Origin of the sequence: Dyella sp., assembly GCF_035486915.1 — a bacterium.
Lineage (GTDB): Bacteria > Pseudomonadota > Gammaproteobacteria > Xanthomonadales > Rhodanobacteraceae > Dyella_B.
This window is the reverse complement of the sequence record NZ_DATHMR010000176.1, coordinates 20,804-33,422: the sequence shown is the minus strand read 5'-3', so window position 1 is coordinate 33,422 and position 12,619 is coordinate 20,804. Positions and strand designations below refer to the sequence as shown.

The window sequence follows — 12,619 nt, the reverse complement described above, 5'->3', positions numbered from 1 at the left end:
TCTTCCTGGCGATGCCCGATCGGCGCGCAGAAGCTGGTGCCGCTCTTGTGTCGCACGGTGAGCACAGTGATTTCGTAGTCGAACGGCACAAAACCCTCGACGATCACCCGTCCCTTGCCCGCACGGCCACCCGATTGGGCATAGTCCCATGCTCGCTGCGCTCCCGATGCGTCGCGCACGATGCTTTGGCCCTTACCGGAGGAGCTCATCACCGGCTTGATCACGAAGGGATAGCCGATAGCCGTAACGGCATCGCGATACTGCGACTCGCTATCGCAGAAGCGATAGGGCGACGTGGGCAGACGAAGTTCTTCCGCGGCGAGTCGACGAATGCCTTCGCGATTCATGGTCAGCCACGTGGCGCGCGCGGTCGGAACGACCTTCAACCCCTCTTTTTCCAGTTCCACCAACGTTGGCGTGTGAATCGCTTCGATTTCAGGAACGACGAGATCGGGATTTTCCTGCTCTATCAAGGCGCGCAGGGCCGCGCCGTCCAGCATATCGATGACGTGACTGCGATGCGCCACCTGCATGGCGGGCGCGTTCGCATAACGATCCACCGCGATCACTTCCACCGCAAAGCGCTGCAGTTCGATCGCCACTTCCTTGCCAAGCTCGCCGGACCCCAACAGTAGAACCTTAAGGGCATGGTTCGAATGGGGCGTTCCAAACGGCTTCATCGCGATCTCCTGAAAACTGAGATTGTACGACTAGCGCGTTGCCGTCCGGCGATGACTCGCTATGCGAACGAAACAAGCGATCCGATCTCTTAGCGCACCACCACACCCGTCAGCCCTGATCGGGGGCCCTATTTTGGCTATCCGATCGGTCCTTGCATCTGATATCAAAAAGATATCTAATCCGCGCATCAGGAGGGTCAAACCATGAATGAGCGCACTGCGTTTTCGGTCAGCGGTATTCCGTTCGTCGTCGTGTGGTTGCTGCTGGCACTGTCGGGTTTCGTTTTCTACCTTCTGGTCGGCCAGGAGGGCATGCCGCCCTGGATTGGTGGCATAGGTATCGCCATCCATGCCCTGGACATCTGGTTCCTCAAGGGGTTCTTCCAGGTTGCCCCGAACGAAGGGCAAGTGATGCAGTTGTTCGGCAAGTACGTCGGCACGGTTCGCTTGGAGGGTCTGCGCTGGACCAATCCGTTCTACACCAAGCGGCGCGTCTCGCTGCGCGTGCGCAACTTCGAATGCAACAAGTTGAAGGTCAACGATTTCGACGGCAATCCCATCGAAATCGCCGCGGTGGTGGTGTGGCAGGTCGTCGATACGGCCGAGGCCGTGTTCTGCGTCGATAACTATGAGAACTTCGTGCAGATTCAAAGCGAATCCGCGTTGCGTCAGATGGCACAAAGCTATCCCTACGATGGGCGCGACGATGGCAAACCGTCGCTGCGCAGTCACGGCGAGGAAATCAACAATCACCTGCGCGACGAAATCCAGGCTCGACTGGGCAAAGCCGGTGTGCAGGTGACCGAATCGCGCATCAGCCATCTCGCTTACGCGCAGGAAATTGCACAGGTCATGCTGCAGCGGCAGCAGGCAAGCGCGATCATCGCCGCGCGCGAGCGCATCGTCGAAGGTGCTGTCGGCATGGTCGCCATGGCGCTGGAAAAGCTGCGCACGCAGGGCGTGGTCGATCTGGACGAAGAGCGCAAGGCTGCGATGGTGAGCAATCTTTTGGTGGTGCTCTGCGGCGATCGCAGCACGCAACCGGTAGTCAACGCCGGCACACTCCACAACTGACGGCATCATGGCGGCCGATAAAAAAGCCTATCCGCTACGCATCAGCGCGACGGTGCTGGAAGCCATGCAACGCTGGGCGGATGACGAATTGCGAAGCGTCAACGCCCAGATCGAATATGTGCTGCGCGAAGCCTTGCAGAAAAGCGGGCGATTGAAGCCAGGAAAGGTTAAACCGCTGACGGATGACGACACGCACTGAGCGCGTCGCCGCCACTCAATCGCGCTGGGAGCGAAATGCCAATCCCAGCGCGATCCATCCGGCGATAAATGCCACACCGCCAAATGGCGTCACGATCCCGGTCCATCGCGGCGCCCCTAGCGCGAGCGCATAGAGGCTACCGCTGAAGAGCACGATGCCTAACGCAAACAAGATCACCGCAGCGCGCGACGCCCTGCCCGGCCGACACCACACTGCAAGCGCGAGCGCCAGCGCGTGCCAGAAGTGGTACTCCACTGCGGTATGCCAGAGCTCGTGCTGAGAAGCGCCAAGAGCGTCGCGTAGCGCGTGCGCGCCGAAAGCGCCCAACACCACGGCACTGGCGCCGGCGATTCCCACCAGCCAGCCATCGCTTTTACGGACAAGTTGTCGCATGAAGACGGGTTTCCCTCGACGAAAGCGCGATGAAACATCGCGCGTGGCGTATGCTTGTTCGGTCTACCACGGGATTTTTGCATGAAGTTGCCGCGCCTTGCCCGCCTGGCCTCCCTATCGATCGTCTTCGCTGTCAGCGTGCTGCTTGCCGCCTGCCACCGCGATGAACAGCCACCGTGGCAGCTCTCCGATATCACCGGACACATGCCGGATCTTACCTTCCAGCTTACCAACGACGAAGGCAAGACCGTGACCGCGGCCGATTACCACGGCAAGATCGCGCTGCTTTATTTCGGCTACACCCATTGTCCGGACGTGTGTCCATTGACGCTGGCCCATCTGCACGTAGTGATGCAAAAGCTCGGCAAGCCGGCCGACAACGTGCGCATCCTTTTTGTCAGCGTGGATCCCACACGCGACACACCCGCGGTCATGCACGATTACGTCAAAGCCTTTGATCCGCGCGTAGTTGGACTCACTGGCTCTGCGACGGATATCGAAGCACTCACCAAGCGCTATCGCGCCGCGTTCTCGCGTGAGCCAGGCGCTGCGGATGGTAGTTACGAAGTCAGCCATAGCTCCGGCATCTACATTTTCGATGAGAACGGAAAGGCGCGTCTGCTCGCCACACCGGCGGATGCTCAAGACAAGATCGTGCACGATCTGCAGCTGATGCTTGGCTCGGGAAATGCGTCGTGACACGACGTGCTTTGTTCGCGCTGCTTCTGATTGGCGTGCTGTCCGCCGGCAATACGCTTGCCGCGCAAGCCGATCATGTCACCGCGGCACATGCGTGGATTCGCTTGTTGCCAGGTGATCTACCCGCAGCAGGTTACGTGACTTTACAGAACAACGACGCAACAGCTGCAACGATTGCAGCCGTGCACACAAACGCCTACGCCTCGGCCATGATTCATCAAAGCACGCAGGACGCGGATGGCGTGAGTCACATGACGATGGTGGACCATCTGGCGATTCCCGCGCATGCGGTCGTCTCGCTGTCCCCCAGTGGCTATCACCTGATGCTTGAACATGCGACACATCCACTCAAACCGGGTGACAGCATCAACATCGCGCTGAGCTTTGCCGATGGAAGCCAGTTGCTCGTGCCCTTTCTCGTACGTCCGGCCAACGCGGTCGACACGAACTAGCTGCACCTAACGCAGGCTGCCCGAGGCGAGCCGTCGATGCGAGTATTTGCTGTTTCCGATCTGCACGTGGACTATGAACCCAACCGCGAATGGCTGGGGCAGTTGTCTTCGCACGATTACAATGACGACGTGCTGATACTTGCCGGCGATATCTCGGACAAGCTTTCACTTATCGATGAATGCTTCGCGTTATTGACGCGTCGTTTCCGTACCGTACTCTACGTGCCCGGCAACCATGATTTGTGGATTCACCGCAGCGACGCACAGGACTCCTTCGAGAAATACATCACCGTGCGCAACGTAGCGACGCACCATGGCGTACACGTGACACCTTTTCGCCACGGCGAACTGGCCATCGTTCCGCTGCTGGGCTGGTACGACTATTCCTTTGGCGACGCCAGCGACTTTCTCAAAAGTGCATGGGTGGACTACCGCGCGTGCCGCTGGCCGGAAGGCTATGACGATGCGGCCATCACTCGTTTCTTCACAGAACGCAATATCGCGCCGTCATCGCATGAGCTCGATGGAGCGAAAAAAATCATCACGTTCTCGCATTTTCTACCGCGCATCGATCTGATGCCCGATCGCATTCCCGCCCGCCATCGAAAGATTTATCCCGTTCTGGGCTCGACCGTGCTGGAGAAGCAGCTGCGGCAGCTGGGATCGTGCATTCACGTCTATGGGCACAGCCACGTCAATCGGCACGTCATCATCGACGAGGTGACTTATATCAACAATGCATTTGGCTACCCTGCCGAAGCCCACTTTACAGCGCGCCGACTGGTGCACGTGCACACCGCAAATTAGCTGTGCCCGCGTAACGGCGCCGCATCACCCAGCAGCCGTCGCGATTGCGCCTGGCGACGAATGCGGCCGCTACGCGAAAGTCGCAGCCATTGACGCATGGCAAGCAGGCCGCCGATGGTCTCAATGGTTGCCGCAGGCACCCAGATGATGATTCCGCCAATCAACTGGCCGGTGAATACGTTGAAGTTGAATGCACGGCCACAGATTTCGAAGATCGGGTAAAGATCGGCCTTGGAGAAAGTAATGATGGCACCGGCCAGAATTTGCGGCGCCATCGTGATGCCTGGCGATAGCACGCGCACACCTGGAATCATGCGGCCTGGCGGACGTGGCCGGTGATCGAGCACAAGCCCCCAGTAAATGAAACCGCTGACAATCATCGACCAATTCATGAAGCGATAAACGCGCCAGTCGAGCATCGCCATCGTCTGCATCGACGGTATCAGCCAGATCAGGACGAACACGACAAACAGAATGGTCGCCACTGCCGGGTTGAGTAGCACCGCGTTAACGATGCGCCATGGCCACGTACGCAGCGCCGGCCGCAACACATGCACACGCCAACGTAAAGGCAGTCCTGCACGCAACACCGAGCCCGGATAGGACGCCATGATGATCAGCGGCGCCAGATGGTGCAGCAGCAATTGCTGAATGCGATGCATGAAGAATTCATGCTCGGCGTAGAAGTCGAAATACGTTTGAAGCGTCAAATAAACGATGGCCATGCCGGACCAGAAGGCCATGCGGCGCCCGCCACTGACAGGCAACTTTTTACAACCTCGCCAATAGAGCACGCACGTTCCTAGGAAGATCGCGAGGAAGACCCACGAAAATTCCCATGGAACGATCCATTTCATCAAGACTGCAATCATCGCCTCCGCTCACGCCGTACTACGGCCGTGGTCAAGCTTAAATCACGCCATGTCCTGGCCGGCGAGCTACCCGTGCGGCATATTGCCATCACGGGCGCTGACGGCGGTTACGCTGCGTGCGGCGCCAGCCGTATACAAGACCGAACAGACTGATCAGCACCGGCAACAGCGTGATGTTGATGACTTTGATGCGCGTGCCCAACGCATCGATTTCGGCGTTGAGCTGGTGCTGCACATCGCGCAACTCCTTGCTGATTTCGAGCTCTCGTTGCAGGAACTGCTCCACTTCATGTTTCTGCTCGGCATTGGTGGATGCGTCGCGTGCACCCTTGGACGGCTGTAGTTCGTCGAGCCGCTGCTTGGTATCGGCCAACTCGCTTTCCAGCTCCTGTTCCTTCTGCAGGAACTTGCTGTCCGCGGCGCGCCGCAGGGCGAGCACTCGCGTGAACGGACGTTGCGATGTCGAGCGTCCACGAATGGAAAGCAGCGCCGACGATCCAGTCAGGTTGTCGACGAGGTTGTTGATGAAGTCACCGTTATTGGCGAACGCACTCTGCTGGTCCACGAAACCTTGCAACGTTTGTGTCTCCACCCACAAGCGGTCGGTCAACATATCCGTGTCGGCGATCAAAATGACTTCTGCATTGGTCGGCGATGCCGCAACGTGGCCTGCGCGTTTGGCAAGTTCCGGGAACGCGCTGGCAAAGGGACCATGCAGGCGTGCAGCGATCACGTAATTCTGGTTTTGTGGCTGATAACCCTGCAACAGGCTGGTGGGGTTGCTCCCCGCATCGATCACGCGCTGCGTGGGCACCACTTCGGCATCGGCACTGCTCTGCAATAGCGGAACAAGTCGCGTCGTCGCATTTGGCAACAGATCGAAGTGACCTGCCGTGGACACATTGACCCGTTGCAAGCTTGCGGTGACGGGATCATCGCGATTGATTTCCTGCGCACCCAAACCGAGCATCGCAGGATGGGCGAGATTGGCACCGTTGAGTTCGATCTGTAGCGCGCGCGAGCGATCGAGGACTATCTGGCTAGGATCGAACTGCACCCCCCAATCGGCGAAAAGACGCGGTAGATTGGAGCTGCGATCGCCTTGCACGCCAGTCGCTTCATCCGCCAACGGCGTGGGGTCGGACTCTGCAAACGGATCGACAAAGACGACAAGTTGCCCTCCGGCCAACACGTATTGATCGATGGCGTATTGCGCATCGTTCGACAAATGCTTGGGATGAATCAACAAAAGAACCTTGATATCGCTATCGATGTGTTTGATTTTGTCGGCGTCGAGCGCATCGACATCGAACAGCTGTTGCAACTGGCGCATGACCGTCCAGGGTTGCACTCCATTTAGCGGATCGCCCATCACGGGCAGTGCGCTGATGACGCCGATATGAGGCTTTTTCGCTTGGTCGAGCTGGTACAGCAACTTGGCGACGTCGTATTCAAGGAAGGTTTCGCGGTTTGGATCGAGAAACGGAATCGACAAGGTGCGATCGACGTTCTTCCCGTTTTGGTCCGCAGCGGTATCGGTAGTCAGGTCCGATGCGTTTTCGCTGGTGGGAGGACGCGTGCTACCGACCAGGCCAAAGAAAATACGTTCGCCATTGCTACCACCGTTTGCAGGCGTGAGGCCCCCGCTTTCGGCGCGCGCTTCGTCGTCCGAGTAAGGTACCGGGTCAACGACCTGCAGATGTATGCGTCCGCGCGACTGCGCAACGATTTCCTGCAGCATCTCCGCCACGCGCTGTTCATAACTGCGCACCAGCGGCAGGTCTTTCGTTGCATGTTGCGAAAAATACAGTGTGAGCCACAGTGGCCGCTCCGCCCCGCCGATGACCTGCTCGGTTCCAGGCGACAGCGTGTACAGGCCGTCGGTTGTCAGGTCGAATCGCGCCATGGTCAGCCAGCGGCTCGTTACCAGCGTGGCCGCGCAATACGCCACGATCAGCAATGCCAATGCGCTGAACAGAATGGTGCGTCGACGCAGTAACAAGCGTGCCATCTTTCAGTGACTCCGCTTGAGGTCGAGGACAAGCACACCGGCCGCCAGCCACGCGACAATGGTGAGCACGAAATAGAGAATGTCGCGCAGATCCAACACGCCCCGCCCGATCGCCTCGAAATGTCGCAACATGGACAGGTGAGCAACCGCGTTCACCAGCTTGCGCGGCAACGCCCCCTGGAAGAAATCGAGCACCTCCGGCTGACCGGCAAGAATCAGCAGTACGCATACGACCGCCGTAAGGATGAATGCGACGACCTGACTCTTGGTGAGCGTAGAAAGACATGCACCAATGGCGAGAAACGCACCCGCCATCAGCCAGCTGCCAAGATAACCGGCGACGATGATGCCGTTGTCCGGCGACCCTAGATAATTCACGGTAATCCAGATCGGAAACGTCAGCAGCAGCGCCAGCCCGATAAACAGCCACGCCGCGAGAAATTTGCCGAGCATGGCTTGCCAAGACGATATCGGCAGCGTTTGTAGCAATTCCAGCGTTCCCGATTTGGCTTCTTCGGCCCACAAACGCATGGACACCGCAGGTACCAGGATCAGATAGAGCCAGGGATGCATCACGAAAAACGGTTGCAGGTCGGCGATGCCACGATCGTAAAAATCACCGGCATAGAAGGTGAGGATGCCCGAGAGCACAAGAAAGATCACCAGAAACACATACGCGACGGGCGTAACGAAGTAGCTGCGCAACTCGCGTCGCGTCAAGGCCATCACTGGATTCACGGATGCGCCTCCGTTTCCGAGCCCAATGTGATCTGGCGGAAGACTTCATCAAGGCGCCCGCGTTCCAGCTGGATCTCGGAAACTTCCAGACCTTGCTGGCGAAGCAAGCTCTCCACCGGTTCCAGAATGCGCTCTCCTGGTTTCGGAAACACGGTGACGCGGCCATCAAGAGGGTCTACTTCAATCCCGGCGACTTGTGGCAAACGTCCAAGCATTTCCTGAGAGATGCCACTGCCTGGCGCACTGAACGACACGGCACCGTGATAGCGCGAACGCTCTTCCAGTTCGGCGGGCGTCGCATCCGCACGCAGCCGACCACCCGCAATGATCACGACACGATTGCACAAAGCATGTACTTCTTCGAGCAGATGCGTGGAGATGAGAATCGTGCGCTCACGTGCCATGGCGTCGATCAACTGGCGCACGGTGTGTTTTTGATTGGGATCGAGACCGTCGGTCGGCTCGTCGAGCATCAACACCGGCGGATCATGCACGATGGCCTGTGCAAGACCCACACGCCTGCGCAAACCTTTGGATAACGTGTCGATGCCGACGTTCAATGCACCTTCCAGTTCAAGGCGGCCGACCACTTCATCGAAACGACGGCGGCCGACATCCGAGCGCAATCCACGCACGCGCATGATGAACACTAAAAATTCGCGTACCGTCATTTCGCCGTAACTGGGAGCGCCTTCCGGCAAATAGCCGAGCGCGCGCTTTGCTTTCAGTGGCTCTTTGCGCACGTCGTATCCGCAGACACGCGCCGTGCCTGCCGTGGGCGCCTGAAAGCCGGCGATCATACGCATGGCCGTTGTCTTACCGGCACCGTTGGGACCCAGCAGGCCCAATACCTGACCCGGTTCGGCGTAGATGCTTAGCGCATCGACCGCCGTCAAATGGCCGTAACGCTTGGTGAGCTTGTCGGTTTCGATCATGTGAAGTCGCGGATAAGCCCTGCCACGCGCGTTGTTGCGCGGTTCGCATGGCAATGTACCGCAAGCGCCGCACAAAGTTCGCCGAATAAGGTCGTGAAAAGAATGCAGAAATAAAAAGCCCTCCCCGAAGGGAGGGCTTTGCATACCATCAAAGCGGTGAGCTTCTTAGCCGTTACCAGCCGGAGCAGCGCTGGAGCTGGCAGGAGCCGGCGCGGTGCCGCTCGAAGCGGGCTGCTGTTGTGCGTTCATCACGGGCGGCTGCTTGATGCCTGCCTGCTGCTCAGGTGTCTGCTGCGGCAGCGTGCCGCCATTACCGGAATCGGAGATCGGCAGGTAGACATCGTACTGTGCGTAGGTGGTGATGTTGCCGCCAGCATCTTTCACTTCGGGCTGGGCAAGGATGTCATACAGACGGTTGGTCACTTCGTCGAACTTATAACCGTGCGTCTGCGCATAAGCGCGCAACATGTCACGCGTCTGCGGGACACCGGCAGCCGTACCGTTCCACTCCGCTTCGAGCGCAGGACCGCCGAATGCAAGCGTGGCGCGCACGTTGTTGTCGATCACCAGACGACCGTAGCGATCTTTGCTACCCGGGTCCTGATTCTGGTTGGCCGGATTGGCGGCGGTACTGCTCGACGCCGGCGCACTTGTCTGCTCCGTCAACGACGGTGGAGTCGGCGGCGTCAGCTGATAGCTCTGACCGGCAACGGTGAGGCTGGCCGAATCGATCGGCTCAGCGACATCGAAGGTATAGGTCTGATCGCCGTAATCCGTCGTGAAGATCACGCGCGGACCGTTGGTGTGCACGCCCAGTTTCTTGGCGGCATCTTCGATCTGCTTGACGGCGGCGTCGACGGCTTCGTTGAGGCCATCCAGACCGTCCTTGCGCTGCATCGACGTAGAGACGATCAGCACCGGCGTCTGCTTGGTTTGCGTGATGTACGGGACCAGGCTGCCGTAGTCGATGTTCGGCACAGCAGCAAGCACGTTCTGCAGATTGTTCAGACTGAACTGGATGAACGCGTCGGGCTGACCATGGATGTACATGTTGGAGTAGCGGTTGAGCAGGTTCCAACCGTAGTCCACGTCATACGACCAGGTGATCTTGGTCAGCTTGCCCGTGTTGCCCTGACGCAGCAGATCCAGAGTGAAATGCTTGTCGTTACCGCGCCAGGCATTGTCGACATTCCAGATGACCTGCGCGCTGTTGACGGTGCTGTCGATCTTGTCGAAATCGGGCTGGGCCGAAGCGATGGTCAGCTTGCCCTCACCCACTTTCTCGTCCTGACCGCTCCAGCTGATTTCCGAGCCCGGGCCATACGCATTGCCGGACAACGTGTATTGGGTTCTGGGATCGTACGCGCGCAGTACGCCGTAATCGGGGAAGGTACGGAAGTTGGCCACAACGTCGTAAACCTGACGCAGGTCTTTGCTGACTACCACTGACCGATCAACGTGACCGCTGCCGGGCATGATGACACCCACCACAACGCCGAAAACAACGACGATGATGAGGGCAACGATAAATTCCAGAACACGCGCCATTCCAGGTTTCTCCGAGACGTCTCTCTAGTGCGGGAAAGCGCAGGTCGATGATGGACCGCCAGGGATGGCTTTCCCTTAGGGAAACCGCATCAGACGGGGATCGGCCGGCGCCTAAGCTGCCGATGGTACTTGCTCACGCTCAGGAACGCTACGGGCCACACGGGCCCGCAGCCACGCTGCTACGCAGCATTTCTGGATTGGACGTCCAGAGCCTTAGGGATGCTCTGATCAATCCTACCTAGACGATGCCTAATTCCAGCGCCTTCAGCACCGCACGGGTACGATCGCGTACGCCGAGCTTGGAGAGAATGTTCGAAACGTGATTTTTCACGGTTCCTTCCGCCACCTTCAGAGAATTGGCAATTTCCTTATTGCTGTAACCGCCCGAAAGCAGGCGCAGAATCTCCGTTTCACGCTCGGTCAGCGGGTCGGGCTGCTCGAGGCTGGTGAACTGGTTGTGGATGCGACTTACGCCCGCCAGCAGACGCTGCGTCACCATCGGCGCGACCAGCGAGCCGCCGGCCGCCACAGTACGTACGGCTTCCACGAGTTGCTCCAGCGATACATCTTTCAGCAGATAGCCGCGCGCGCCCGCTTTCAGACCCTGGAGTACGAGCTGATCGTCATCGAACGTGGTGAGGATGATCGTGGGCGGCAATTCATTGCGTGCAGACAAAGCCTGCAAGACTTCCAGACCGCTCATGTTGGGCATGCGCAGGTCCAGCAACACGACATCGGGCTTGATCCGTGGAATGTCCTGCACGGCCTGCACGCCATCGGCGCACTCGGCCACTACACGGATATCTTCGGCCAGATCAAGCAGCGAACGAACTCCCTGGCGAACCAGGTTCTGGTCGTCGACAAGACAAACGGAGATCATCGCGCATCCTCGCAACATTCGTGGCTCATCGCAGGCCACATGCGTACCACTAACTGAAACAAATTCTTGCAGGCCATCATGTCAGGCTCAACGCAGGGGGCTCGAACCGGGAAGGCGTATGCGCCAGCACCGAGGGTTCGCCCAGCGGCAAACGCACGCACAGCGCAAAGCCCTGCCCTGTCTCGCTTTCCATCGATACGTCGCCACCGTACTCAGATAAGCGTTCGCGCATCCCGGATAAACCGTTACCCGGAAGGATCGATGTGGAGCCGCGGCCATCATCCTGCGCGTTCAGACTGAGCAGATTTTCATCGTCATAGGCGAAGGTTAGCCACAGATTGCGGGCGCCGGCGTGCTTGGCGGTATTGGTGATGATTTCCTGCACACAGCGCAGCAACACCTGTGCCCGGCGCGGGTCTTCCACGCCAAAACGCGGCGGGGTGGTCAGGTGAACCTGCAGGCTGGGAACGCCATCGATAAGGCTTTGCAGCGCCTGCGTCAGGTCGATGGCGTCGTCCTGGCGCAACTCGCTCACCGCTTCGCGCACGTCGGCGAGCAACAGGCGCGCAGTGCTTTGCGCCTTGCGCACGTGTTCGGATGCCGCTTCATTGCTCAAATGGCTAGCCACTTCCAGATTCAGGCTCAGCGCCGTGAGGTGATGGCCGATCAGGTCGTGCAGCTCGCGCGCGATGCGCATGCGCTCGGCAATACGAGTGGATTCGGCCAGTAGCGCGCGCGTTGCCCGTAGCTCGGAATTGAGACGCCGCTGCACTTCACGCTCGTCCGCCTGTTGACTGGCGACGGTGGAAATCACGAAACCGACCAGTGCGTAGCCCGTATAGATGACGGCCTGCAGCACCGCCAGCACGATGCTGAATCCGTCGTAGGTCGCAAATACCGCCGTCAAACAAATCGTCTGCAGCACCATCCACCCGATGCCCACCCAGAAGGGCACGAGCCACGGCAGCACCACAGAGATGACGACCATGAGAATGGCGGACAGACCGCTGTGGCTGTACCAGCCCACCACCAACGCCGCAGCCGTCATCAGTAGCAAGCCAAATAATCGCGCACCCACGTGTGTGCGTGCGCCGAGGTTATTGGTTACCAGCAGATAGAGGATGCCGAAGATCAGGTAAAACAGCGTGCAAAGCAGCAACGCGAAGTCGGGCCGGTGCAACAAATTCAGCCGCTCGGTCGCCCAATTAGTGAACAGCGGCGTGCCATCGCACAGATAAGCGATAAGTCCGGTAATGCGCAGCAGCCGCAAATGGTTGAAGTTGGTTGTCATTGCCATGGCATGCATCATAGGCCCCGCGCCGACGCCCTGT

The 12,619-nt window shown here is 58.9% G+C and carries 14 protein-coding genes; 5 read left to right on the top strand and 9 right to left on the bottom strand.

The genetic code is table 11. The annotated features are described in order from the left end of the window. Positions 1–680, bottom strand: a 680-nt coding sequence (gene purT / locus VK725_RS14270; protein ID WP_325318719.1) for a formate-dependent phosphoribosylglycinamide formyltransferase, incomplete at its 3' end; no start/stop codon positions are given. A 204-nt stretch (positions 681–884) separates the two neighbouring features. Between purT and VK725_RS14265 the strand changes: the two genes are divergently transcribed. Together VK725_RS14265 and VK725_RS14260 are read left to right on the top strand one after the other, a co-directional pair. Then, the gene (locus tag VK725_RS14265) at positions 885–1,754 is read left to right on the top strand and encodes an SPFH domain-containing protein (protein WP_325318718.1); all 870 of its coding nucleotides are present in this window, start codon (positions 885–887) and stop codon (positions 1,752–1,754) included. A gap of 7 nt (positions 1,755–1,761) precedes the next feature. Continuing rightward, positions 1,762–1,953 (top strand): Arc family DNA-binding protein, encoded by a 192-nt coding sequence (locus tag VK725_RS14260; RefSeq protein WP_325318717.1) that lies wholly within the window; start codon positions 1,762–1,764, stop codon positions 1,951–1,953. A gap of 15 nt (positions 1,954–1,968) precedes the next feature. On the opposite strand, the gene VK725_RS14255 is transcribed toward VK725_RS14260, so the two are convergent. After that, entirely contained in the window at positions 1,969–2,346 is a 378-nt protein-coding gene (locus tag VK725_RS14255; RefSeq protein ID WP_325318716.1) for a DUF423 domain-containing protein, read from the bottom strand. A gap of 81 nt (positions 2,347–2,427) precedes the next feature. Between VK725_RS14255 and VK725_RS14250 the strand changes: the two genes are divergently transcribed. Genes VK725_RS14250 through VK725_RS14240 form a run of 3 tightly spaced genes read left to right on the top strand, consistent with a single transcriptional unit; the run spans position 2,428 to position 4,304 of the window. Then, complete coding sequence (locus tag VK725_RS14250; RefSeq protein ID WP_325318715.1) at positions 2,428–3,045, top strand: SCO family protein; 618 nt, start codon at positions 2,428–2,430, stop codon at positions 3,043–3,045. Continuing rightward, positions 3,042–3,497 (top strand): copper chaperone PCu(A)C, encoded by a 456-nt coding sequence (locus VK725_RS14245; RefSeq protein ID WP_325318714.1) that lies wholly within the window; start codon positions 3,042–3,044, stop codon positions 3,495–3,497. Before VK725_RS14250 ends, VK725_RS14245 begins: the two co-directional genes overlap by 4 nt. A gap of 36 nt (positions 3,498–3,533) precedes the next feature. Next, positions 3,534–4,304 carry a metallophosphoesterase gene (locus VK725_RS14240; protein WP_325318713.1) on the top strand — a complete coding sequence of 257 codons (771 nt, stop codon included), beginning with the start codon at positions 3,534–3,536 and terminating at the stop codon, positions 4,302–4,304. Here VK725_RS14240 and VK725_RS14235 read toward each other — a convergent pair. From VK725_RS14235 to VK725_RS14205, 7 genes are all read right to left on the bottom strand, one after another. Continuing rightward, entirely contained in the window at positions 4,301–5,176 is an 876-nt protein-coding gene (locus VK725_RS14235) for a cytochrome c oxidase assembly protein (RefSeq protein ID WP_325318712.1), read from the bottom strand. The genes VK725_RS14240 and VK725_RS14235 overlap by 4 nt on opposite strands. An 88-nt stretch (positions 5,177–5,264) precedes the next feature. Continuing rightward, on the bottom strand, positions 5,265–7,187 hold the full coding sequence (locus tag VK725_RS14230; RefSeq protein ID WP_325318711.1) for a GldG family protein: 1,923 nt from the start codon (positions 7,185–7,187) through the stop codon (positions 5,265–5,267). Positions 7,188–7,190: 3 nt separating this feature from the next. Continuing rightward, a complete protein-coding gene (locus VK725_RS14225) occupies positions 7,191–7,913 on the bottom strand; it encodes an ABC transporter permease subunit (RefSeq protein ID WP_414648510.1) in 723 nt (240 codons plus the stop codon). A gap of 8 nt (positions 7,914–7,921) precedes the next feature. Further along, positions 7,922–8,860, bottom strand: coding sequence for an ABC transporter ATP-binding protein (locus VK725_RS14220; RefSeq protein WP_325318709.1), 939 nt, complete (start codon positions 8,858–8,860; stop codon positions 7,922–7,924). A gap of 165 nt (positions 8,861–9,025) precedes the next feature. Continuing rightward, the gene (locus VK725_RS14215; protein ID WP_325318708.1) at positions 9,026–10,408 is read right to left on the bottom strand and encodes a polyketide cyclase; all 1,383 of its coding nucleotides are present in this window, start codon (positions 10,406–10,408) and stop codon (positions 9,026–9,028) included. 238 nt (positions 10,409–10,646) lie between these two features. Continuing rightward, positions 10,647–11,288 carry a response regulator transcription factor gene (locus VK725_RS14210; RefSeq protein WP_325318707.1) on the bottom strand — a complete coding sequence of 214 codons (642 nt, stop codon included), beginning with the start codon at positions 11,286–11,288 and terminating at the stop codon, positions 10,647–10,649. Between the two features lie 76 nt (positions 11,289–11,364). Continuing rightward, on the bottom strand, positions 11,365–12,585 hold the full coding sequence (locus tag VK725_RS14205; RefSeq protein WP_325318706.1) for a sensor histidine kinase: 1,221 nt from the start codon (positions 12,583–12,585) through the stop codon (positions 11,365–11,367). Positions 12,586–12,619 lie beyond the last annotated feature (34 nt).

Bases quoted from the DNA above. Each gene is read 5' to 3' on its own strand.
- VK725_RS14265 (WP_325318718.1), top strand. From the start codon at position 885: ATGAATGAGCGCACTGCGTTTTCGGTCAGCGGTATTCCGTTCGTCGTC.
- VK725_RS14260 (WP_325318717.1), top strand. From the start codon at position 1,762: ATGGCGGCCGATAAAAAAGCCTATCCGCTACGCATCAGCGCGACGGTG.
- VK725_RS14255 (WP_325318716.1), bottom strand. From the start codon at position 2,346: ATGCGACAACTTGTCCGTAAAAGCGATGGCTGGCTGGTGGGAATCGCC.
- VK725_RS14250 (WP_325318715.1), top strand. From the start codon at position 2,428: ATGAAGTTGCCGCGCCTTGCCCGCCTGGCCTCCCTATCGATCGTCTTC.
- VK725_RS14240 (WP_325318713.1), top strand. From the start codon at position 3,534: ATGCGAGTATTTGCTGTTTCCGATCTGCACGTGGACTATGAACCCAAC.
- VK725_RS14235 (WP_325318712.1), bottom strand. From the start codon at position 5,176: ATGATTGCAGTCTTGATGAAATGGATCGTTCCATGGGAATTTTCGTGG.
- VK725_RS14230 (WP_325318711.1), bottom strand. From the start codon at position 7,187: ATGGCACGCTTGTTACTGCGTCGACGCACCATTCTGTTCAGCGCATTG.
- VK725_RS14225 (WP_414648510.1), bottom strand. From the start codon at position 7,913: ATGGCCTTGACGCGACGCGAGTTGCGCAGCTACTTCGTTACGCCCGTC.
- VK725_RS14220 (WP_325318709.1), bottom strand. From the start codon at position 8,860: ATGATCGAAACCGACAAGCTCACCAAGCGTTACGGCCATTTGACGGCG.
- VK725_RS14215 (WP_325318708.1), bottom strand. From the start codon at position 10,408: ATGGCGCGTGTTCTGGAATTTATCGTTGCCCTCATCATCGTCGTTGTT.
- VK725_RS14210 (WP_325318707.1), bottom strand. From the start codon at position 11,288: ATGATCTCCGTTTGTCTTGTCGACGACCAGAACCTGGTTCGCCAGGGA.
- VK725_RS14205 (WP_325318706.1), bottom strand. From the start codon at position 12,585: ATGGCAATGACAACCAACTTCAACCATTTGCGGCTGCTGCGCATTACC.